The organism is Streptomyces barringtoniae (assembly GCF_020819595.1).
GTDB classification, from domain to species: domain Bacteria; phylum Actinomycetota; class Actinomycetes; order Streptomycetales; family Streptomycetaceae; genus Streptomyces; species Streptomyces barringtoniae.
The window spans coordinates 281932-303259 of the sequence record NZ_JAJHNP010000008.1 but is presented as its reverse complement, the minus strand read 5'-3'; the positions used below and the strand labels follow the sequence as shown (position 1 = coordinate 303259).

General features: G+C 66.3%; 31 protein-coding genes. 30 read left to right on the top strand and 1 reads right to left on the bottom strand.

Going from position 1 to position 21328, the window contains the following annotated elements; all coding sequences use genetic code 11:
* Positions 1 to 26: 26 nt before the first annotated feature.
* Both tuf and LMU33_RS17060 read left to right on the top strand, forming a co-directional pair.
* Entirely contained in the window at positions 27 to 1220 is a 1194-nt protein-coding gene (gene tuf / locus LMU33_RS17065) for an elongation factor Tu (RefSeq protein WP_228621228.1), read from the top strand.
* 144 nt (positions 1221 to 1364) lie between these two features.
* Positions 1365 to 2018, top strand: coding sequence for a serine/arginine repetitive matrix protein 2 (locus tag LMU33_RS17060; RefSeq protein ID WP_228621227.1), 654 nt, complete (start codon positions 1365 to 1367; stop codon positions 2016 to 2018).
* Between the two features lie 757 nt (positions 2019 to 2775).
* On the opposite strand, the gene LMU33_RS17055 is transcribed toward LMU33_RS17060, so the two are convergent.
* Positions 2776 to 3321 carry an ATP-binding protein gene (locus LMU33_RS17055; RefSeq protein ID WP_228621226.1) on the bottom strand — a complete coding sequence of 182 codons (546 nt, stop codon included), beginning with the start codon at positions 3319 to 3321 and terminating at the stop codon, positions 2776 to 2778.
* 137 nt (positions 3322 to 3458) lie between these two features.
* Between LMU33_RS17055 and LMU33_RS17050 the strand changes: the two genes are divergently transcribed.
* The 28 genes from LMU33_RS17050 (at position 3459) to LMU33_RS16915 (ending at position 21260) form a co-directional block, all read left to right on the top strand.
* Positions 3459 to 4304 (top strand): helix-turn-helix domain-containing protein, encoded by an 846-nt coding sequence (locus tag LMU33_RS17050; protein ID WP_228621225.1) that lies wholly within the window; start codon positions 3459 to 3461, stop codon positions 4302 to 4304.
* A complete protein-coding gene (locus LMU33_RS17045; protein WP_228621224.1) occupies positions 4301 to 4492 on the top strand; it encodes a DUF397 domain-containing protein in 192 nt (63 codons plus the stop codon). Before LMU33_RS17050 ends, LMU33_RS17045 begins: the two co-directional genes overlap by 4 nt.
* A 70-nt stretch (positions 4493 to 4562) precedes the next feature.
* A complete protein-coding gene (locus LMU33_RS17040; protein ID WP_228621223.1) occupies positions 4563 to 5036 on the top strand; it encodes a hypothetical protein in 474 nt (157 codons plus the stop codon).
* A 46-nt stretch (positions 5037 to 5082) separates the two neighbouring features.
* A complete protein-coding gene (locus tag LMU33_RS17035) occupies positions 5083 to 7392 on the top strand; it encodes a DUF6571 family protein (RefSeq protein WP_228621222.1) in 2310 nt (769 codons plus the stop codon).
* A gap of 113 nt (positions 7393 to 7505) precedes the next feature.
* A complete protein-coding gene (locus tag LMU33_RS17030) occupies positions 7506 to 8453 on the top strand; it encodes a hypothetical protein (RefSeq protein WP_228621221.1) in 948 nt (315 codons plus the stop codon).
* Between the two features lie 831 nt (positions 8454 to 9284).
* Entirely contained in the window at positions 9285 to 9593 is a 309-nt protein-coding gene (gene rpsJ / locus LMU33_RS17025; RefSeq protein WP_003948644.1) for a 30S ribosomal protein S10, read from the top strand.
* A 17-nt stretch (positions 9594 to 9610) separates the two neighbouring features.
* A complete protein-coding gene (gene rplC, locus LMU33_RS17020; RefSeq protein ID WP_014674369.1) occupies positions 9611 to 10255 on the top strand; it encodes a 50S ribosomal protein L3 in 645 nt (214 codons plus the stop codon).
* An 8-nt stretch (positions 10256 to 10263) separates the two neighbouring features.
* A complete protein-coding gene (gene rplD, locus LMU33_RS17015) occupies positions 10264 to 10917 on the top strand; it encodes a 50S ribosomal protein L4 (RefSeq protein ID WP_030641187.1) in 654 nt (217 codons plus the stop codon).
* Positions 10917 to 11336, top strand: a complete 420-nt coding sequence (rplW, locus tag LMU33_RS17010) for a 50S ribosomal protein L23 (protein WP_228621220.1) — start codon at positions 10917 to 10919, stop codon at positions 11334 to 11336. Before rplD ends, rplW begins: the two co-directional genes overlap by 1 nt.
* Positions 11337 to 11374: 38 nt before the next feature.
* A complete protein-coding gene (gene rplB, locus LMU33_RS17005) occupies positions 11375 to 12211 on the top strand; it encodes a 50S ribosomal protein L2 (protein ID WP_228621219.1) in 837 nt (278 codons plus the stop codon).
* A gap of 12 nt (positions 12212 to 12223) precedes the next feature.
* Positions 12224 to 12505: a 30S ribosomal protein S19 gene (gene rpsS / locus LMU33_RS17000; protein WP_023547380.1), complete on the top strand. Its 282-nt coding sequence runs from the start codon at positions 12224 to 12226 to the stop codon at positions 12503 to 12505.
* Positions 12506 to 12548: 43 nt separating this feature from the next.
* Entirely contained in the window at positions 12549 to 12896 is a 348-nt protein-coding gene (gene rplV / locus LMU33_RS16995) for a 50S ribosomal protein L22 (protein WP_019329637.1), read from the top strand.
* The gene (rpsC, locus tag LMU33_RS16990; RefSeq protein WP_055706471.1) at positions 12896 to 13714 is read left to right on the top strand and encodes a 30S ribosomal protein S3; all 819 of its coding nucleotides are present in this window, start codon (positions 12896 to 12898) and stop codon (positions 13712 to 13714) included. Before rplV ends, rpsC begins: the two co-directional genes overlap by 1 nt.
* Positions 13715 to 13719: 5 nt before the next feature.
* Entirely contained in the window at positions 13720 to 14139 is a 420-nt protein-coding gene (gene rplP / locus LMU33_RS16985) for a 50S ribosomal protein L16 (RefSeq protein WP_030788270.1), read from the top strand.
* Positions 14139 to 14363, top strand: a complete 225-nt coding sequence (gene rpmC, locus LMU33_RS16980) for a 50S ribosomal protein L29 (RefSeq protein ID WP_023547377.1) — start codon at positions 14139 to 14141, stop codon at positions 14361 to 14363. Before rplP ends, rpmC begins: the two co-directional genes overlap by 1 nt.
* Positions 14363 to 14647, top strand: a complete 285-nt coding sequence (rpsQ, locus tag LMU33_RS16975) for a 30S ribosomal protein S17 (RefSeq protein WP_153539280.1) — start codon at positions 14363 to 14365, stop codon at positions 14645 to 14647. Before rpmC ends, rpsQ begins: the two co-directional genes overlap by 1 nt.
* Before the next feature lie 101 nt (positions 14648 to 14748).
* Complete coding sequence (gene rplN, locus LMU33_RS16970) at positions 14749 to 15117, top strand: 50S ribosomal protein L14 (protein WP_003998823.1); 369 nt, start codon at positions 14749 to 14751, stop codon at positions 15115 to 15117.
* Between the two features lie 2 nt (positions 15118 to 15119).
* A complete protein-coding gene (gene rplX, locus LMU33_RS16965; RefSeq protein WP_133043289.1) occupies positions 15120 to 15443 on the top strand; it encodes a 50S ribosomal protein L24 in 324 nt (107 codons plus the stop codon).
* Positions 15443 to 16000 (top strand): 50S ribosomal protein L5, encoded by a 558-nt coding sequence (gene rplE, locus LMU33_RS16960; protein WP_061920719.1) that lies wholly within the window; start codon positions 15443 to 15445, stop codon positions 15998 to 16000. The genes rplX and rplE overlap by 1 nt, the downstream gene beginning before the upstream one ends.
* Positions 16001 to 16005: 5 nt before the next feature.
* The gene (locus LMU33_RS16955) at positions 16006 to 16191 is read left to right on the top strand and encodes a type Z 30S ribosomal protein S14 (protein WP_003948630.1); all 186 of its coding nucleotides are present in this window, start codon (positions 16006 to 16008) and stop codon (positions 16189 to 16191) included.
* Between the two features lie 214 nt (positions 16192 to 16405).
* Entirely contained in the window at positions 16406 to 16804 is a 399-nt protein-coding gene (gene rpsH / locus LMU33_RS16950) for a 30S ribosomal protein S8 (RefSeq protein WP_014674378.1), read from the top strand.
* A 24-nt stretch (positions 16805 to 16828) separates the two neighbouring features.
* Positions 16829 to 17368 (top strand): 50S ribosomal protein L6, encoded by a 540-nt coding sequence (gene rplF, locus LMU33_RS16945; RefSeq protein ID WP_228621218.1) that lies wholly within the window; start codon positions 16829 to 16831, stop codon positions 17366 to 17368.
* Between the two features lie 3 nt (positions 17369 to 17371).
* Complete coding sequence (rplR, locus tag LMU33_RS16940; protein ID WP_014674380.1) at positions 17372 to 17755, top strand: 50S ribosomal protein L18; 384 nt, start codon at positions 17372 to 17374, stop codon at positions 17753 to 17755.
* Between the two features lie 36 nt (positions 17756 to 17791).
* Entirely contained in the window at positions 17792 to 18397 is a 606-nt protein-coding gene (rpsE, locus tag LMU33_RS16935) for a 30S ribosomal protein S5 (RefSeq protein ID WP_019753099.1), read from the top strand.
* A 2-nt stretch (positions 18398 to 18399) separates the two neighbouring features.
* Entirely contained in the window at positions 18400 to 18582 is a 183-nt protein-coding gene (gene rpmD, locus LMU33_RS16930) for a 50S ribosomal protein L30 (protein ID WP_003998814.1), read from the top strand.
* A gap of 2 nt (positions 18583 to 18584) precedes the next feature.
* Positions 18585 to 19040, top strand: coding sequence for a 50S ribosomal protein L15 (gene rplO / locus LMU33_RS16925; RefSeq protein WP_014674382.1), 456 nt, complete (start codon positions 18585 to 18587; stop codon positions 19038 to 19040).
* Positions 19041 to 19284: 244 nt separating this feature from the next.
* Positions 19285 to 20598: a preprotein translocase subunit SecY gene (secY, locus tag LMU33_RS16920; RefSeq protein WP_228621217.1), complete on the top strand. Its 1314-nt coding sequence runs from the start codon at positions 19285 to 19287 to the stop codon at positions 20596 to 20598.
* A complete protein-coding gene (locus LMU33_RS16915; protein ID WP_228621216.1) occupies positions 20598 to 21260 on the top strand; it encodes an adenylate kinase in 663 nt (220 codons plus the stop codon). Before secY ends, LMU33_RS16915 begins: the two co-directional genes overlap by 1 nt.
* Positions 21261 to 21328: the final 68 nt, after the last annotated feature.

The window sequence follows — 21328 nt, the reverse complement described above, 5'->3', positions numbered from 1 at the left end:
CAGAACCACTCCACAGGAGGACCCCAGTGGCGAAGGCGAAGTTCGAGCGGACTAAGCCGCACGTCAACATCGGCACCATCGGTCACATCGACCACGGTAAGACGACCCTCACGGCCGCCATTACCAAGGTGCTGCACGACGCGTACCCGGACCTGAACGAGGCCACCCCGTTCGACAACATCGACAAGGCGCCCGAGGAGCGCCAGCGCGGTATCACCATCTCCATCGCGCACGTCGAGTACCAGACCGAGGCGCGTCACTACGCCCACGTCGACTGCCCGGGTCACGCGGACTACATCAAGAACATGATCACCGGTGCCGCCCAGATGGACGGCGCGATCCTGGTGGTCGCCGCCACCGACGGCCCGATGCCGCAGACCAAGGAGCACGTGCTCCTGGCCCGCCAGGTCGGCGTTCCGTACATCGTCGTCGCCCTGAACAAGGCCGACATGGTGGACGACGAGGAGATCCTGGAGCTCGTCGAGCTCGAGGTCCGTGAGCTCCTCTCCGAGTACGAGTTCCCGGGCGACGACGTTCCGGTCGTCAAGGTCTCCGCTCTGAAGGCCCTCGAGGGCGAGAAGGAGTGGGTGGACTCCGTCCTCAACCTGATGAACGCCGTCGACGAGTCGATCCCGCAGCCGGAGCGCGACGTCGACAAGCCGTTCCTGATGCCGATCGAGGACGTCTTCACCATCACCGGTCGCGGTACGGTCGTCACCGGCCGTATCGAGCGTGGTGTCCTCAAGGTCAACGAGACCGTCGACATCATCGGCATCAAGCAGGAGAAGACCACCACCACGGTCACCGGCATCGAGATGTTCCGCAAGCTGCTCGACGAGGGCCAGGCCGGTGAGAACGTCGGTCTGCTGCTCCGCGGCATCAAGCGCGAGGACGTCGAGCGCGGCCAGGTCATCATCAAGCCGGGCTCGGTCACCCCGCACACCGAGTTCGAGGCGCAGGCCTACATCCTCTCCAAGGACGAGGGTGGCCGCCACACGCCGTTCTTCAACAACTACCGTCCGCAGTTCTACTTCCGTACGACGGACGTGACCGGCGTCGTGACCCTCCCCGAGGGCACCGAGATGGTCATGCCGGGTGACAACACCGAGATGAAGGTGGAGCTCATCCAGCCCGTCGCCATGGAAGAGGGCCTGAAGTTCGCCATCCGTGAGGGTGGCCGCACCGTGGGCGCCGGCCAGGTCACCAAGATCACGAAGTAAGTTCCGCTTGCTTCGAGGTCGACCTGACCTTGGAGAGGCCCGTACGACTCCGGTCGTACGGGCCTCTTCGTCGTTTTCGGCGCCCACAGGGAGCGGACGGGGGAGGGCTGTCGTTCCGCAGCGATTGCCGTACGATGCGCCCTCGTGTCCATACAGAATCCGTACCCGTGGGGACCCCCGTACGGCGGCCCGCCGCCTCCGCCGGTGAACATTCCGGCGAAGGACTTGCGGCCTCGGCGCATCTGGTACCTGGTGGCCGCGCTGCTGGGGCTCGTACTGGCCGGTGTCGGTATCGCCTTCATCGTCGCGACGGTGAAGGACACCGTGAACTCGGTCGACACCGCCCACAGCTTCTCCAGCGGTGACTCGCGGACGTTCAGCTTCGTCCGGGGGAAGACCAAGGCGATCTACGTCTCCCAGTCCGGGCAGGGCCATGTCGTCTGCCGGATCCCGGACATGCGGTCCGGGTCGATGACCCAGCCGGACAGCACCTTCCGCATCACCCTCGGTTCCCGCTCCTGGGACCGCGTCCTCGAGGTGAAGCCCGGCAGCAGCGGCGACTACACGCTCACCTGCACCTCGGAGCTGCCGGCCGAGTTCGCGCTGGGAGACAAGCCCCGGGTGGGAGCCACGATCGGGAGCATCGCCGCGGGGATCGTCTGTTTCCTCGCCGCGCTCGCCGTGGCCACGACCATCACCATCGTCACCGCCGTACGTCGCGGCCGCCACCGCAGGCGGCTCGCCGCCGCGCTTGCCCCTCCACCGCAGTGGGGCCCACCGCCTGGCTGGATGCCTTAGCACGCTGCCGCCAACAGGCCATCGACTCGGTCGAAAAGGCCAAGGATCAGGGAGCGCGCAACGCGACGACGCCGCTGTTGACCTATGCGGACCACCAGCACATGACGCCCCACGAGGTGCGCGAGCTGACCACGAAGGCGCATTACGCGTACATGGCAGGCGGCGACCAGAGCGACACCGATGACACGCGGGGCTGGTGACATGCGGCGCCTCATCGCCCTTCCCTCGCTCGTGGCCCTGCTGCTCGCTTCGGCGGCGTGCGGTTCCGGCGGCACGAAGAACGCCGAGACCGGCGACAGCACCAGGAAGACCTGCGAGGACCTGTTCGGCACGGCGGGCGAGAAGTGGGTGAAGAACAACAGCACACAGGAAACCGGCCTGGTGGACGTGAAAGACCTCAAGACCGCCAAGGCCGATTTCTATGACGACGCCCGGTCGTGGAACCCCACGAGCAAGGCGACCCCCTCTTTCATGCCCGCTGAGCTGTGCCGGGTCGCGTACCGGGGCCGGCAACGGCGCACGAGCCGCCTGTCGATCAGCTACGGCGCGTCCGTCTTCCTCTTCGGTTCACCGTTCGGCGAGAAATCCGACGTGTACGACGAGGAAAAGCTGGTCCGCGTCAACTCCGACGCCGAACTGGTGGTGCGGAAGGACAACGGCAGCTACGACTACTCGGTCTACGTCAAGTGCCGGACACCCGGCACACCCGCGGCCCAGGAGACGGGGGTGCCGCTCGCCGGCTCCATGACCGACACCCTCACCCGGAACACCGGAACCGAGCCCCACCTGCAGTTCCTCCTGCACTCCGCGCAGGTGGTGGCGAAGGAATTCGGCTGCCTGAACCATCACGTCGTTCCGGCGAAGGCTCCTGTGGCAGGGTGATCTCGGCCCATACGGTCTTGCGCGGAGTCCGGCCCGTCGAGACACCCCAGCGGTCGGCCAACGCGTCCACGAGGACCAGGCCCCGGCCCGAGTCCTCCTCGGCATCCGGACGTCGCATCCCGGGCAGGCGGTCACCGCGCGTGTCGGTCACTTCGATACGGAGCGTGCCGCCGACGACGTAGAGCGTGAGCCGGAAGTTCCGCCCCGGAACGCGGCCGTGGGTCGCGGCGTTGGCCACCAGCTCGGCCACGATGTGCGCGGCAGCGTCCAACGGGAGTCCCCAGGTGCGCAGTTGCTCTGCGGCCAGGAGGCGGGCCAGGCGGGCGCCGCGACGCGTAGGGGACAGGAGAACCGTGAAGTTGGGAATGGGGCTGGTGAGTTCTGCCGGGGGCTCTGCGCTCTCGGCGGTTTCTTGATTCATGTCACTCAGAGTGTCCTGATGTGTTTCCTTGGGTGAGTGACAACGCCTGCACGTACGGTGACTGTCCCGGCTTTGTCCCGGCTGTCTCGCCTGTCTCGGGCGTTGTACGAGTACAGGTGCGCGTCGGAGGAGGGGCGATGGGTGACGGTGCGGACGAGGCGGGTTGGGACGTCGAGCCGGGTGATGAGATCGAGCCGGTGGTCCAGGCGGTGGGGCGCCTGCTCAGGATGTGCCGGGAGGCGGCCGGGCTGAGCGCGGCCGAGCTGGCCGAGGCCCTGGGCTACGGCGAGGACATGATCCGCAAGACCGAGCGCGGCGTGCGGATTCCCCGGCCTGAGCTGCTGGACAGGGCGGACCAGATCCTGAAGGCGCGGGGGCATCTGAGGGCCTTCATGGAGGACATGCGGAAGGCGCGGTACCCGAAGAAGGTGCGCGAGCTGGCGGAGTTGGAGGGGCGGGCGGTGGAGATGTTGCTGTACGGCAGCCACAACATCCATGGCCTGTTGCAGACGGAGGAGTACGCGCGAGCGCTGCTTCGCACCTGGCGTCCGGCTTACTCGCCGGACGAGCTGGAGCGCATGGTGGCCGCGCGGATGGCCAGGAAGGCCGTCTTCGAGCGCTCGCCTGCACCGGAGTTCAGCTTTGTCCAGGAAGAGGTGACGCTCCGCCGCCCTGTCGGGGACACAATGGTGTTGCGCCGACAGCTCGAACACATGCTGGAGGTGGCCCGGTTGCCGTTCGTGGAGCTTCAGGTCATGCCGACCGCCCGCGCGAACCACCCTGGAACGGGGGGCCGTATCCAAGTGCTGAAGTTCGCGGACGGTACGGGGATGGGCCGTACCGACGGTGACTTCTCGGGCCGCCCGGTCTCGACCCCGAGGCAGCTCCGCCTCCTCGACCTGCGCTATGGCATCATCCGGGCTCAGGCACTCACGCCAGAGGAGTCTCTGGTCTTCATCGAGCAAGCGCTGGGAGAACTATGAGCACCCCGGAACTCCACTGGTTCAAGAGCAGCTACAGCGACAGCAGCAACGGAAACGACTGCCTCGAGGTCGCCCCCACCCCCACCACCATCCACATCCGCGACTCCAAGAACACCGACGGCCCGCAGCTCGCCGTCACCCCGGCCACCTGGACCGGCTTCGTCGTGTACGCCTCACGGAACGTCTAGGCTGCCGTAAAGGAAACGCCAAGGCCGCAGCTCAACGCGCCGATAAAACAGGGCCATTTGCTAGCGTGACGTGGTCACGTCGAAGCAGTGGACGGGGGTCATCGTGGCGGGAAGCGGCGGCGAACACGCCGTGGGAATGCGGCTCAACCACTTGCCGGACGGTCCGGGCGGTGGCGGATCAGCGAGTGGTAGCGGGCCCGACCTCGCGCACTCCCCGGACGAGAAGAAGGCTGCAGCGGACACCCTCTACAACGACATCGAACCGCACACCAAAACGGCGGGGAAGTGGGCGGACGACGAGACGGGCGCTGTGGTGAAGGCGTTCGATGCGAAGGACGGGCATGGCTGGCTCACGTCCAGTGCCGTGAGCAAGGCGCACAAGATCTGGGGCGAACAGGTCCAGAACTTCCTGACCCGGCTGGCGGGAGACGAATCGGCTCTCCGGTACAGCAACACCCTGTTGACCGGTACGGACGCCGGAGTGGGCGGTACGGCACGCAAGGTGTCCGTGTTCGACACCTACTCACCGCCGCCGGGTCACTGACAGACAGTCGAGGCCTCTCGCACGCCACCAGAACCAACGGGGACCCATGCCGACCTATCACGAGATCCTGACGACCGACCTGTCCACGCTCACCACGGCCGCCGAACGCTGGGACGGCATGGCGAAGGAGCTCAACAAGCAGGAGACCGCGTACCGGCGGGACGTGCACGGCATCACTCTGCGCCCGACCTTCGCCGGTGAGAGCCGGCAAGCCGCCAACGCGCGCTTCGGTGTCAGGCTCACGGAGTACCAGAGCGCCCAGACCGAGGCCAAGGCGATCGCCTCGCTCCTCCGCGATGCGCACACCCAGTTCGTGGACCTGCGCAAGAAGCTGGAGTCGGCCCGGAAGGACGCGATCGCCGCAGGCATGAAGGTGTCCGATCAGGGCGTGGTCTCGTACGACACCGAGAAGCTCAGCCAGGGCGAGAAGCAGGAACTGGCGCACGACCCCGACTCGCAGGAGAGCGTCCGTAAGTCGGTCGCCTCCTGGCAGGCCGTCATCGACAAGTGCGTGAAGGACGTGAACGACGCCGACAAGGGCGTCGAGGTCGCCTTCGCCGCCGTCGTGAAAGGCCCCGACATGGGCGACGGCACGGTCCCCGGCTTCAACGGCAAGGCGCAGGGCGACATCGAGAAGTACGAGGCCCAGGAGGCGGACGACATCGCCCGGCGGGTCGCACACGGTGACAAGGTCTCCGCCGCCGACCTGGCCGAGCTGCGCCGCGCCTTCCGGGACAACAAGGGCGACAAGGCGTTCAGCCAGACCTTCCTGCACGGCCTGGGGCCGGACAACACGATCAAGTTCACCAACGAGCTGAACGATCTCGCCTACTCGTCCGACAAGAGCCACCAGAACGTGTACATGGACCTGGAGGGCGGGCTGGCCGACGCTGTCGCCAACGCCACGCAGGTGCCGGGCTCGGTCGCCGACATGCCGCCGGGATCACCGAAGTTCAAGGCATGGCTGGACAGTGCCGACGGTGCCTTCTACCGCCAGTGGATGCAGGGGCTGGAGAAGTACGGCACAAAGAACTACGGCTCCACGTCGAATCCGCTGTACGGCTACCAGTCCGTCGTCGGCATGATGCAGCAGAGCGGCACCAAGTACGACGACCAGTTCCTGTACCAGATGGGCGACGACATGATCGGCGCCGAGAAGAAGCATGCGGGCCTCTTCACCGGATGGGGAACGGGCCACGACGGCGTCCGTGCCGACGCCCTCGACGGGCTCCTCGCCGTGATGAGCAACAACCCCGATGCCGCGACTCACTTCTTCGATCCGGCTGGCAACGGCAGCGGCGCCGACCATGTCGGCAATGATCACCTGCACTACCTGCTCAACGCCCGGGACTGGCCGAAGGACATACTCGACGGCACGGGCTTTTCGACCATTGACGATCCCTTGAGCCGGACGGGGCTGGGTGCGGCGCTCGAAGCCGCGGCGACCGGGCATCCTCCTCTCGCCGCAGGCCAGGACCCGTGGCCCGAGGTGCGCCATAACGCAGCACAGACCCGTGTCATGGCTGACATCATTGACCAGCTCAAGCCGAGTTCCGACACGAGCACGTCCGTGCCCACGAATCTCCGGCAGCCGATCGCCGACGCGCTGGGCGAGTACGCATCGGACACCCATCAGATCCTGGCCGGGGTGGACACCGACTACATCAAGTACGGCGACATCAACGGCTCGGTCAGCTACGGACACGGTTACTTCACCGACAAGGCGGGCCACATCCATCTGGCGACTGATCCCAAGACCCTTGTGCAGGTGATGCGCGGTCTCTCGGACGATCCCAATGCCTATGCGACGTTGCAGAAGGCCGAGGATCGGCACATCAACTACGAACTGGACAAGCTGCCGCACGGAGTCCTTCACCAGAACGTCAGCTCGAAGTTCGAGAACATCGGAACGGTGCGCGCAACCTACAGTGTCATCCAAGAGGACGTCATCAACGACGACCGCATGAGCAAGTATGCGGCCGCCGACTGGAAGGCGAAGGTCGCCTATCACGTGATCGGCGGTGCGGTGACGCCGCTGTACTTCACGGCCGGCGAAACGTCCATCGCCTACGGTGACTCCTTGCAGCGTGGCGTGGACACGGTGACCTGGCAGATGGACAACGAGTGGAAGGCCAGTGCGGACGCCGAGGCCAATGCCAAGGTCGCCGACACCTTCCTTTCGGCGAACAAGCATTTGCCGCTGCTGATCAACGGGTGGGCCGATGGGCGGCCGGACATCGACATGAACGACACGGACGACAAGAACAAGGTCGAGAACCTGACCACAGCGGCGCTGGCCGGCCAGACCCGAGGAATCACGAACGCTAGGAATTACCTGGTCGACACCACGAACTGAGACAGACCGAGACCGTGTCCACAGAAAGCAGCCACCCCGCCATGTCGCCACCCTCGGCGCCGAGCCCCCGCCGACTCCGCCTGAAGATCACGGTTACTGTTGTCTGTCTGGCCATGGCCGGTGGCATCGCGAGCTGGCTGTGGCTGGGACAGGCCGCAGACTCCGGGATGTGTCAGGAGCTACTGGGTGACAAGAGAGTGCGCTCGGCGCTGGCAGAGCAGTATCGGAGTGATCTGAGCTGCTCAGAACTGGGGGCGGCCGCGAAGCGTGCCACTACGGGTGCTTCGTCGGGCAAGCACTCCCTTCAGCAGGCGCGATCCATGCAGAATCTGTTGCTGGCCATGGACGACAAGATCGGTACGGGGGCACGACGCATGGACCCCGCGCTTGCCGTCCCCTTCGCCGAAGCGCTGGCCGACTATGCGGACGACACGGACCAGATCCTGACGTCCGTGAACGTCGACTACATCCGCGCGGACACCCGGTCGACCTCCCCGTGGCAGGACCGGGCCGGCGTGCACATGTCCGTTTCCTTGGATTCCCTGATCCACGTCCTGCGGGGGCTGTCGGACAGCCCCGCCGCGTACGCCACGGTTCGCGAAGCCGCCACCCGGCACATCGCGGCCGACTTCGCGGCGACCCCTCGCACCGCCGACAAGGTCACGCTCGGCCTGCGCGCCAAACTGGCCGGTCGGATCCTCGGCTCCCTGGACGGCGTCGCCCAGAAGGTCACGCAGGACAAGGGGCAAACCGAGGGACAGAAATGGGGCGCGGACGTTGACGCGCGCCTTGCGGCGAACGCGGAGGCGCCGCCCGCCTATCGTGAGGATCCAGCCGGCCACCTGCTGTACTCGTGGAAACGGGAGCTGAAAGATGCAGGCCCGCAGGACTCACTGACACAACAGGACTCACTGACACAAATGGAAGCGCAGAGCCAGGACATGACCCGGTTGTGGGCCCAGGCGCTTCGGCTTGAGCGTGGGACGCAGAACTCACTCCGCGAGGAGTCCCGCGACAATGCGATCGCAGCCCGCAGCGACGCCCTGGACCAGCTGCGGTGACTTGAGGCGCTCGGCTCCGAACGCGGTGCGTCACCCTCACTGTCGCTTGTGCCATGGCGGCCGGTGGAGTCGCGGCGCGGCTGCTTCTGAGGGAGGGCCTGAGCGGAGCCTTCGCCGGGCTGGAGTCATCCACCGGCCTCGGCATCCCGGCCGAGAGTCGACGCGACACGGTCGGCGCCCATGCGTCCGCGCTTGCCGTGGTGTACGCAAGGTGCCGCGATGACTCCGTCGTGTTCATGGCCCAGCAGAAGGACGGCACTCACGGGTACACCTTCATCCACCAGGCCTTTCACGCCTACGTGGCCGCGGAGGCCACCCGACCGGGCTGCAGCCCCGCTGCAGATCCGGATCCCGGACCGACCGCAACCGGCCCGCACAGCCGCGGTACGGCTGCTGACCCGTGCCCCCGGTTTGACCCCCGCCACCCCAGGGGTATTCTCTCCGCCCCGATTGGCATCCGCCCCGCCCCATATGGCAGACTGTCCGAGTTGCTCGGTCGAGTGTTGATGCTGCGCGCCTCCCGCCGGGAGGACCGGAAGCGAGTCCCACAGTACTCGTCGTCCTAACTGCCCTCGGGCAGCACTGGGGCGGACGTACGGGAATCTTCCGGGAAGTGTGAGCGCGGCACCGGCCAGGCGCCCGGTGGGCCCGAGGTCCCCGGTCCGCGGTTCCGGAAGGGCCGTCGCATTCCCCGCAGGGATGTTCGAGAGATGGGACATCTGTGTCAGCGGAAGAGCGACACGCCCGACCGCGTGGGTCGGAGAAACGACGGCAGCAGAAGGAATCCGCCGGGTTCCAGAGCGTGAGAAGAGACAGGACTACTGAGTAGCCATGGCGGGACAGAAGATCCGCATCCGGCTCAAGGCCTACGACCACGAGGTCATCGACTCCTCGGCGAAGAAGATCGTCGAGACGGTGACCCGCACTGGTGCGTCGGTCGCGGGCCCGGTGCCGCTGCCCACTGAGAAGAACGTGTACTGCGTCATCAAGTCGCCGCACAAGTACAAGGACTCGCGCGAGCACTTCGAGATGCGCACGCACAAGCGCCTGATCGACATTCTCGACCCCACCCCCAAGACCGTTGACTCTCTGATGCGACTCGACCTTCCGGCCGGTGTCGACATCGAGATCAAGCTCTGAGGGTCGGTGAGCTGAGAATGGCTAAGCAGATCAAGGGCATCCTGGGCGAGAAGCTCGGCATGACGCAGGTGTGGGACGAGAACAACCGTGTTGTTCCGGTCACCGTCGTCAAGGCCGGCCCCAACGTCGTCACCCAGGTCCGTACGAACGACGTCGACGGCTACGAGTCGGTCCAGATCGCCTTCGGCGAGATCGACCCGCGCAAGGTGAACAAGCCCCTCAAGGGCCACTTCGCCAAGGCCGACGTCACCCCGCGCCGCCACCTCGTCGAGATCCGCACCGCGGACGCCTCCGAGTACACGCTCGGCCAGGAGATCACCGCCGAGGTGTTCGAGGCCGGTGTCAAGGTCGACGTGACCGGCAAGAGCAAGGGCAAGGGCTTCGCCGGTGTCATGAAGCGCCACAACTTCCGTGGCCTCGGCGCCGGACACGGCACCCAGCGCAAGCACCGCTCGCCCGGTTCCATCGGTGGCTGCGCCACCCCGGGCCGCGTGTTCAAGGGCCTCCGCATGGCGGGTCGCATGGGCAACGAGCGGGTCACCACCCAGAACCTGACCGTCCACGCCGTTGACGCGGAGAAGGGTCTGCTGCTCATCAAGGGCGCGGTTCCCGGTCCGAACGGCGGCCTCGTCCTGGTCCGCACCGCGGCCAAGGGGGCCTGAGGTAACCGATGAGCACTGTTGACATCCTTTCGCCGGCTGGCGACAAGGCCGGTTCCGTCGAGCTCCCCGCGGAGATCTTCGACGCCAAGGTCAGCGTTCCGCTGATCCACCAGGTCGTCGTCGCGCAGCTGGCCGCTGCCCGCCAGGGCACGCACAAGACCAAGACCCGCGGTGAAGTCCGTGGTGGCGGCAAGAAGCCGTACCGCCAGAAGGGCACCGGTCGCGCCCGCCAGGGTTCGACCCGCGCGCCGCAGTTCGCCGGTGGTGGCGTCGTGCACGGTCCCGTGCCGCGCGACTACTCGCAGCGCACCCCGAAGAAGATGAAGGCCGCCGCCCTGCGCGGTGCCCTCACCGACCGGGCGCGTCACAACCGCATCCACGTCGTCTCCGGCGTGGTCGAGGGCGAGACCCCCAGCACCAAGGCCGCCAAGTCGCTGTTCGGCAAGATCTCGGAGCGCAAGAACCTGCTCCTGGTCGTCGACCGCGCCGACGAGGCCGCGTGGCTGTCCGCCCGCAACCTGCCCCAGGTCCACATCCTGGAGCCGGGCCAGCTGAACACGTACGACGTTCTCGTCTCGGACGACGTGGTCTTCACCCAGGCCGCTTTCGAGTCCTTCGTCGCCGGCCCGAAGGCCAACGACACCGAAGGGAGCGAGGTCTGATGGCCATCCGTCACCCGAGCATCGCCTCGAAGGCCGCCAAGGCCGCCAAGGCCGCGCGCGTCGCCAAGGCGCGTCGTCACGCCGCCGAGGGCAAGAACACCGTCGAGACCCCGCTGAGCAAGTCGTACACGGACCCCCGTGACGTCCTGCTGAAGCCGGTCGTCTCCGAGAAGAGCTACGCGCTTCTCGACGAGAACAAGTACACGTTCATCGTCGACCCGAACGCCAACAAGACCCAGATCAAGCAGGCCGTCCAGGCGGTCTTCGACGTCAAGGTCACCGGGGTCAACACGATCAACCGCCAGGGCAAGCGCAAGCGGACCCGCACCGGCTTCGGCCAGCGCGCGGCGACCAAGCGCGCGATCGTGACCCTCGCCGAGGGCGACCGTATCGACATCTTCGGCGGTCCGACCGCGTAAGCGGGTCGGATCGTCCGATATCGGACGAGGACTGAGAAATGGGAATCCGCAAGTACAAGCCGACTACGCCGGGCCGTCGTGGCGCCAGCGTCGCCGACTTCGTCGAGGTCACGCGGTCCACGCCGGAGAAGTCGCTGGTCCGCCCCCTGCACAGCAAGGGCGGCCGTAACAACGCCGGTCGTGTGACCGTTCGCCACCAGGGTGGCGGACACAAGCGCGCCTACCGCGTGATCGACTTCCGTCGTCACGACAAGGACGGCGTGCCGGCGAAGGTCGCGCACATCGAGTACGACCCCAACCGCACCGCTCGCATCGCGCTGCTGCACTACGCGGACGGCGAGAAGCGCTACATCCTCGCGCCGCGTGGCCTGAACCAGGGCGACCGGATCGAGAACGGTCCCGGGGCCGACATCAAGCCGGGCAACAACCTCGCCCTGCGCAACATCCCGGTCGGTACGACCCTGCACGCCATCGAGCTGCGTCCGGGCGGCGGCGCCAAGTTCGCCCGCTCGGCCGGTGCCTCCGTGCAGCTGCTCGCGAAGGAGGGCGCCTACGCCCACCTGCGCATGCCGTCCGGTGAGGTCCGCCTGGTCGACGTCCGCTGCCGCGCCACTGTGGGCGAGGTCGGCAACGCCGAGCAGAGCAACATCAACTGGGGCAAGGCCGGCCGCAAGCGGTGGCTGGGCGTTCGCCCGACCGTCCGTGGTGTCGTGATGAACCCGGTCGACCACCCGCACGGTGGTGGTGAGGGCCGGACCTCCGGTGGTCGCCACCCTGTGTCCCCGTGGGGCAAGAAGGAAGGCCGTACTCGTTCGCCCAAGAAGGCGTCGAACAAGTACATCGTCCGCCGCCGCAAGACGAACAAGAAGCGCTAAGGACGGGTTGAGATGCCTCGTAGCCTGAAGAAGGGGCCCTTCGTCGACGACCACCTGATCAAGAAGGTGGACGCCCAGAACGAAGCCGGCACCAAGAACGTCATCAAGACCTGGTCCCGCCGCTCGATGATCGTCCCGGCCATGCTGGGCCACACGCTCGCGGTGCACAACGGCAAGACCCACATCCCGGTGTTCGTCACCGAGTCGATGGTCGGCCACAAGCTCGGCGAGTTCTCGCCGACGCGCACCTTCCGGGGTCACGTCAAGGAAGACCGGAAGTCGAAGCGCCGCTAGTAGCGGATCGCATTCAGACACGTAAGTAACTGAAGGGACAACCATGGAAGCCAGGGCCCAGGCGCGGTACATCCGCGTCACGCCCATGAAGGCCCGCCGCGTGGTGGACCTCATCCGTGGCATGGACGCCACGGAGGCCCAGGCTGTTCTGCGATTCGCTCCGCAGGCAGCCTCCGTGCCGGTCGGCAAGGTGCTCGACAGCGCCATCGCCAACGCCGCGCACAACTACGACCACACCGACGCCGACAGCCTCTACATCTCCGAGGCGTACGTCGACGAGGGTCCGACCCTGAAGCGGTTCCGTCCGCGTGCCCAGGGCCGTGCCTACCGGATCCGCAAGCGGACCAGCCACATCACCGTGGTCGTCAGCAGCAAGGAAGGAACCCGGTAATGGGCCAGAAGGTAAACCCGCATGGGTTCCGGCTCGGTGTCACGACCGACTTCAAGTCGCGTTGGTACGCCGACAAGCTGTACAAGGACTACGTCAAGGAAGACGTCGCCATCCGTCGGATGATGACGTCCGGCATGGAGCGCGCCGGTATCTCGAAGGTTGAGATCGAGCGCACCCGTGACCGCGTCCGCGTGGACATCCACACCGCTCGCCCGGGCATCGTCATCGGCCGCCGCGGCGCCGAGGCCGACCGCATCCGCGGTGACCTGGAGAAGCTGACCGGCAAGCAGGTCCAGCTGAACATCCTCGAGGTCAAGAACCCGGAGACGGACGCTCAGCTGGTGGCCCAGGCCGTCGCCGAGCAGCTGTCCTCCCGCGTTTCCTTCCGCCGTGCCATGCGCAAGAGCATGCAGTCGGCGATGAAGGCCGGCGCCAAGGGCATCAAGATCCAGTGCGGTGGCCGTCTCGGCGGCGCCGAGATGTCCCGCTCGGAGTTCTACCGCGAGGGCCGTGTGCCCCTGCACACGCTCCGCGCGAACGTGGACTACGGCTTCTTCGAGGCCAAGACGACCTTCGGCCGCATCGGTGTGAAGGTCTGGATCTACAAGGGCGACGTCAAGAACATCGCCGAGGTCCGCGCCGAGAACGCTGCCGCCCGTGCGGGTAACCGCCCGGCCCGCGGTGGCGCCGACCGCCCGGCCCGTGGTGGCCGCGGTGGCGAGCGGCGCGGTCGCAAGCCGCAGCAGGCTGCCGGCGCCGAGGCCCCCAAGGCCGAGGCCCCCGCCGCTCCGGCTGAGAGCACCGGAACGGAGGCCTGACCGACATGCTGATCCCTCGTAGGGTCAAGCACCGCAAGCAGCACCACCCCAAGCGTCGGGGTGAGGCCAAGGGCGGTACCACGGTCGCGTTCGGCGAGTACGGCATCCAGGCCCTCACGCCGGCGTACGTGACCAACCGCCAGATCGAGGCGGCTCGTATCGCGATGACCCGCCACATCAAGCGTGGCGGCAAGGTCTGGATCAACATCTACCCGGACCGCCCGCTCACGAAGAAGCCGGCCGAGACCCGCATGGGTTCCGGTAAGGGTTCGCCGGAGTGGTGGATCGCGAACGTGCACCCGGGACGGGTCATGTTCGAGCTGTCCTACCCGAACGAGAAGATTGCGCGTGAGGCTCTCACTCGTGCGGCTCACAAGCTGCCGATGAAGTGCCGCATCGTCAAGCGCGAGGCAGGTGAAGCGTGATGTCGGTCGGTACCAAGGCGTCCGAGCTGCGCGAGCTGGGCAACGAGGAGCTTCTGGCGAAGCTCCGCGAGGCCAAGGAAGAGCTGTTCAACCTCCGCTTCCAGGCGGCGACGGGCCAGCTCGAGAACCACGGCCGTCTCAAGGCGGTCCGCAAGGACATCGCCCGGATCTACACCCTCATGCGTGAGCGTGAGCTCGGCATCGAGACGGTGGAGAACGCCTGATGAGCGAGAAGAACGTGACTGAGAACACCGAGGCGCGCGGTTTCCGCAAGACCCGTGAGGGTCTGGTCGTCAGCGACAAGATGGACAAGACCGTCGTCGTCGCCGTCGAGGACCGCGTCAAGCACGCGCTGTACGGCAAGGTCATCCGCCGTACCAACAAGCTCAAGGCGCACGACGAGCAGAACGCCGCGGGTGTCGGCGACCGCGTCCTCCTGATGGAGACCCGGCCGCTGTCCGCGACGAAGCGCTGGCGCGTCGTCGAGATCCTCGAGAAGGCCAAGTAATTCTCCTGCGGGGCGCCCCTCGCAGGACAGTTCCGCCAGGCTCCGGGGGCCCGCTCGGTTGAGCGGCCCCCGGGGAACCGGCAGACATTCAGGAGATAGACGTGATCCAGCAGGAGTCGCGACTGCGTGTCGCCGACAACACTGGTGCGAAGGAGATCCTTTGCATCCGTGTGCTCGGTGGCTCCGGTCGCCGCTACGCGGGCATCGGTGACGTCATCGTCGCCACCGTCAAGGACGCGATCCCCGGTGGCAACGTGAAGAAGGGTGACGTCGTCAAGGCGGTCATCGTTCGCACCGTCAAGGAGCGCCGCCGTCCGGACGGCTCGTACATCCGCTTCGACGAGAACGCCGCCGTCATTCTGAAGAACGACGGCGACCCTCGCGGCACCCGCATCTTCGGCCCGGTCGGCCGTGAGCTGCGCGAGAAGAAGTTCATGAAGATCATCTCGCTCGCGCCGGAGGTGCTGTAAGCATGAAGATCAAGAAGGGCGACCTGGTCCAGGTCATCACCGGCAAGGACAAGGGCAAGCAGGGCAAGGTCATTGCCGCTTACCCGCGCGACGAGCGCGTCCTGGTCGAGGGTGTCAACCGGGTCAAGAAGCACACCAAGGCCGGCCCGACCGCCAGCGGTTCCCAGGCCGGCGGCATCGTGACCACCGAGGCCCCGATTCACGTGAGCAACGTTCAGCTCGTCGTGGAGAAGGACGGCCAGAAGGTCGTCACGCGTGTCGGCTACCGCTTCGACGACGAAGGCAACAAGATCCGCGTTGCCAAGCGGACGGGTGAGGACATCTGATGGCTACCACCACCACTCCGCGTCTGAAGCAGAAGTACCGCGAGGAGATCGCGGGCAAGCTGCGTGACGAGTTCAAGTACGAGAACGTCATGCAGGTTCCCGGCCTCGTGAAGATCGTGGTCAACATGGGTGTGGGCGACGCCGCCCGCGACTCCAAGCTGATCGAGGGCGCCATCCGCGACCTCACCACGATCACCGGTCAGAAGCCGGCCGTCACCAAGGCCCGCAAGTCCATCGCGCAGTTCAAGCTGCGTGAGGGCCAGCCGATCGGTGCCCACGTCACGCTCCGTGGCGACCGCATGTGGGAGTTCCTGGACCGCACCCTGTCGCTCGCGCTGCCGCGCATCCGCGACTTCCGCGGCCTGTCCCCCAAGCAGTTCGACGGCCGTGGCAACTACACCTTCGGTCTCACGGAGCAGGTCATGTTCCACGAGATCGACCAGGACAAGATCGACCGTACCCGGGGCATGGACATCACCGTGGTCACCACGGCGACCAACGACGCTGAGGGCCGCGCGCTCCTTCGTCACCTCGGCTTCCCGTTCAAGGAGGCGTGAGCGAGATGGCGAAGAAGGCTCTGATTGCCAAGGCTGCTCGCAAGCCCAAGTTCGGTGTGCGTGGCTACACGCGCTGCCAGCGCTGCGGCCGTCCGCACTCCGTGTACCGCAAGTTCGGCCTCTGCCGCGTGTGCCTTCGTGAGATGGCTCACCGTGGCGAGCTGCCGGGCGTGACCAAGAGCTCCTGGTAATCCCCGCTTTTAGGGATTCCTGAAGCTCTCGGTAAGCAATGGGCGTGTCAGGCGCCCACCCCTTCATGGCTTAGGCTTGGAGGGTTGGGCGCCTGACAGTCGCCCGTACGACTTACTACGCCGTAGGTCCACCGCGCCGCACCCGTCCCGTCTCGGATCGGGGAGAGGGATGGCGCACCAGGAAACCCCGGCGAGAGAGGCCGAAGGCCAATTCATGACCATGACTGATCCGATCGCAGACATGCTGACGCGTCTGCGGAACGCGAACTCGGCGTACCACGACTCGGTGTCGATGCCGCACTCCAAGATCAAGTCGCACATCGCGGAGATCCTCCAGCAGGAGGGCTTCATCACGGGCTGGAAGGTCGAGGACGCCGAGGTCGGCAAGAACCTCGTTCTCGAGCTGAAGTTCGGCCCGAACCGTGAGCGCTCCATCGCGGGCATCAAGCGGATCTCCAAGCCCGGTCTCCGGGTGTACGCGAAGTCCACCAACCTGCCGAAGGTGCTGGGCGGCCTCGGCGTGGCGATCATCTCCACGTCGCACGGGCTCCTCACCGACAAGCAGGCCGGCAAGAAGGGCGTGGGTGGGGAAGTCCTCGCCTACGTCTGGTAGCAGAAGGGAACGGAGGAAACAGCTATGTCGCGCATCGGCAAGCTCCCCATCGCGGTTCCCGCCGGCGTGGACGTCACCATCGACGGCCGTACGGTCGCGGTCAAGGGCCCCAAGGGCTCGCTGACCCACACCGTCGCGGCTCCGATCGACATCGCTAAGGGCGAGGACGGCACCCTGCAGGTGACCCGCCCGAACGACGAGCGTCAGAGCAAGGCCCTGCACGGCCTCTCCCGCACGCTGGTGGCGAACATGATCACCGGCGTGACCCAGGGTTACGTGAAGAAGCTCGAAATCAGCGGTGTCGGTTACCGAGTGACCGCCAAGGGTTCGAACCTGGAGTTCGCTCTCGGTTACAGCCACCCGATCCTGGTCGAGGCCCCCGAGGGCATCTCCTTCAAGGTGGAGTCCCCGACCCGTTTCTCGGTCGAGGGCATCGACAAGCAGAAGGTCGGCGAGGTTGCGGCCAACATCCGCAAGCTGCGCAAGCCCGACCCGTACAAGGCCAAGGGCGTCAAGTACGAGGGCGAAGTCATCCGCCGCAAGGTCGGAAAGGCGGGTAAGTAAGCCATGGCATACGGGCAGAAGATCCTCAAGGGCGACGCCTACAAGCGCGCCGCGATCAAGCGCCGTCACATCCGGATCCGCAAGCGGATCTCCGGTACGGCGGAGCGCCCCCGTCTGGTCGTGACCCGCTCCAACCGCCACATCGTGGCGCAGGTGATCGACGACCTGAAGGGCCACACGCTGGCGTCGGCGTCCACTCTGGACGCGTCGATCCGTGGCGGCGAGGCCGACAAGTCCGCGCAGGCCAAGCAGGTCGGCGCCCTGGTCGCCGAGCGTGCCAAGGCCGCCGGTGTCGAGGCCGTCGTGTTCGACCGTGGTGGCAACCAGTACGCCGGGCGCATCGCCGCCCTGGCGGACGCCGCCCGCGAGGCCGGGCTCAAGTTCTGAGCCGCTTGTAGCTAGCGGAAAGAGAGAGGTAATCCAATGGCTGGACCCCAGCGCCGCGGAAGCGGTGCCGGTGGCGGCGAGCGGCGGGACCGGAAGGGCCGTGACGGCGGCGCTGCTGCCGCCGAGAAGACCGCGTACGTTGAGCGCGTCGTCGCGATCAACCGCGTCGCCAAGGTTGTGAAGGGTGGTCGTCGCTTCAGCTTCACCGCGCTGGTCGTGGTGGGCGACGGTGACGGCACCGTGGGTGTCGGATACGGCAAGGCCAAGGAGGTGCCGGCCGCCATCGCCAAGGGCGTTGAGGAGGCCAAGAAGCACTTCTTCAAGGTCCCCCGGATCCAGGGCACCATCCCGCACCCGATCCAGGGTGAGAAGGCTGCCGGCGTCGTGCTGCTCAAGCCCGCGTCCCCGGGTACCGGTGTTATCGCCGGTGGTCCGGTGCGTGCCGTGCTCGAGTGCGCCGGTATCCACGACGTGCTGTCGAAGTCGCTCGGCTCCGACAACGCGATCAACATCGTGCACGCGACCGTGGAGGCCCTGAAGGGTCTGCAGCGTCCCGAGGAGATCGCGGCCCGCCGTGGTCTGCCGCTCGAGGACGTCGCTCCCGCGGCTCTCCTTCGTGCGCGTGCCGGGGCGGGTGCGTAATCATGGCGCAGCTCAAGATCACGCAGGTCAAGTCCTACATCGGCAGCAAGCAGAACCACCGTGACACCCTGCGGTCGCTTGGTCTCAAGGGGATCAACACCGTGGTCGTCAAGGAGGACCGCCCCGAGTTCCGCGGCATGGTGCACACCGTCCGCCACCTCGTGACGGTCGAGGAGGTCGACTGATCATGGCGGAGCAGAACCCGCTGAAGATCCACAACCTCCGTCCGGCCCCCGGCGCCAAGACCGCCAAGACCCGTGTCGGTCGTGGTGAGGCGTCGAAGGGTAAGACGGCCGGTCGTGGTACCAAGGGCACCAAGGCCCGCTACCAGGTTCCGGAGCGCTTCGAGGGTGGCCAGATGCCGCTGCACATGCGCCTCCCGAAGCTGAAGGGCTTCAAGAACCCGTTCAAGACCGAGTACCAGGTCGTGAACCTCGACAAGCTGGCCGCGCTCTACCCCGAGGGTGGCGAGGTCACCGTCGAGGGTCTGGTGGCCAAGGGTGCCGTTCGCAAGAACAGCCTCGTCAAGGTCCTCGGCCAGGGCGAGATCTCCGTGGCGCTGCAGGTGACGGTGGACGCCGTCTCCGGCTCCGCCAAGGAGAAGATCACCGCCGCCGGCGGTACGGTCACCGAGCTGGTCTGAGTCCCTCAGGCCCCTCGATGACGTGAACGATCCCGACCGGGGATACTCCACAAAAGGGGTATCCCCGGTTGGTCGTTCCTAGGGCGGTGCTCTCGCCGGTAAGGTAGCCAGCACTGCCTACTTTCAATGGATGCCCCCCATGGGGCACCCTGAGCGGCAGTTGACCGTTAGTAATTCGTCTGTATCCGTCGAACCTCAAGACCGTCACCCTTGACGCAGTTGCGCGGGGGTCGCAGGAGGCACCGTGCTCACCGCGTTCGCCCGGGCGTTCAGGACGCCCGACCTGCGCAAGAAGCTGCTGTTCACGCTGGCCATCATCGTGGTGTACCGGATCGGCACCCACATCCCGATCCCGGGCGTCAACTACCGGAACGTGCAGACGTGTGTCCGCGAGGCCTCCGGTAACCAGGGTCTCTTCGGACTGGTCAACATGTTCAGTGGCGGTGCGCTGCTGCAGATCACGATCTTCGCGCTCGGGATCATGCCGTACATCACGGCCAGCATCATCCTGCAGCTGCTGACGGTCGTGATCCCGCGCCTGGAAGCCCTCAAGAAGGAGGGCCAGGCCGGCACCGCCAAGATCACGCAGTACACCCGCTACCTGACCGTGGCGCTGGCCATCCTCCAGGGCACCGGTCTGGTGGCCACTGCCCGCAGCGGTGCTCTGTTCGGCACCTGCTCGGTGGCGAACCAGATCGTCCCCGACCAGGGGATCTTCACCACGATCACGATGGTCGTCTGCATGACGGCCGGTACGTGCGTGGTGATGTGGCTCGGTGAGCTGATCACCGACCGCGGCATCGGCAACGGCATGTCGATCCTGATGTTCATCTCGATCGCCGCGACCTTCCCGTCCGCGCTGTGGGCGATCAAGAAGCAGGGCACCCTGGCCGGCGGCTGGATCGAGTTCGGCACCGTGATCCTGGTCGGCCTGGTCATGGTCGGGCTCGTCGTGTTCGTCGAGCAGGCCCAGCGCCGCATCCCGGTCCAGTACGCGAAGCGCATGATCGGCCGTCGTTCCTACGGCGGTACGTCCACCTACATCCCGCTCAAGGTGAACCAGGCCGGTGTGATTCCGGTCATCTTCGCCTCGTCGCTGCTCTACATTCCGGCGCTGGTCGCGCAGTTCGCGGGGCACAAGTCGGGCTGGGCACAGTGGGTCCAGCAGAACCTGACCAAGGGCGATCACCCGATTTACATCGTTTCGTACTTCTTGCTGATCGTTTTCTTTGCGTTCTTCTACGTGGCGATCTCCTTCAACCCCGAGGAAGTCGCCGACAACATGAAGAAGTATGGTGGCTTCATCCCGGGCATCCGGGCTGGCCGACCGACCGCTGAGTACCTCAGCTACGTGCTCAACCGGATCACCTGGCCGGGTTCGCTGTATCTGGGTCTGATCGCTCTCGTACCGACAATGGCGTTGGTGGGCTTCGGGGCAAGCCAGAACTTCCCGTTCGGTGGTACCAGCATCCTGATCATCGTGGGTGTCGGTCTCGAGACGGTGAAGCAGATCGAGAGCCAGCTCCAGCAGCGCAATTACGAAGGGTTCCTCCGCTGATGCGTATCGTCCTCGTCGGGCCGCCGGGTGCCGGTAAGGGAACGCAAGCCGTCCGCCTCGCCGAGAAGCTGGCGATCCCGCACATCTCCACGGGCGACCTGTTCCGGGCCAACATCAGCCAGCAGACCGAGCTGGGCAAGCTCGCGAAGTCCTACATGGACGCCGGCAACCTCGTCCCCGACGAGGTCACGATCGCCATGGCCAAGGACCGCATGGAGCAGCCGGACGCCGAGAAGGGCTTCCTGCTGGACGGCTTCCCGCGCAACGTGTCGCAGGCCGAGGCGCTGGACCAGCTCCTGGAGATCGAGGGCATCAAGCTGGACGCCGTCCTCGACCTGGAGGTCCCGGAGGCGGAGGTCGTCAAGCGCATCGCCGGCCGCCGCATCTGCCGCAACGAGTCCTCGCACGTCTTCCACGTGACGTACAGCCCGCCGAAGAAGGAGGGCGTGTGCGACGTCTGCGGCGGTGAGCTGTACCAGCGCGACGACGACTCCGAGGACACCGTCCGCAAGCGGCTCGAGGTCTACCACACGCAGACCGAGCCGATCATCGACTACTACAAGGCGCAGGGCCTGGTCGTGACGATCTCCGCCCTGGGCCCCGTGGACGAGATCACGCAGCGGGCGCTGGAGGCCCTCAAGCGCGAGAAGGCCGAGCAGTAACAGCCCGGCTCCTTCGGCCGCGGTGCCCGCCCCGGGTGCCGCGGCCGTACTGTTGTACAGATGTCCCA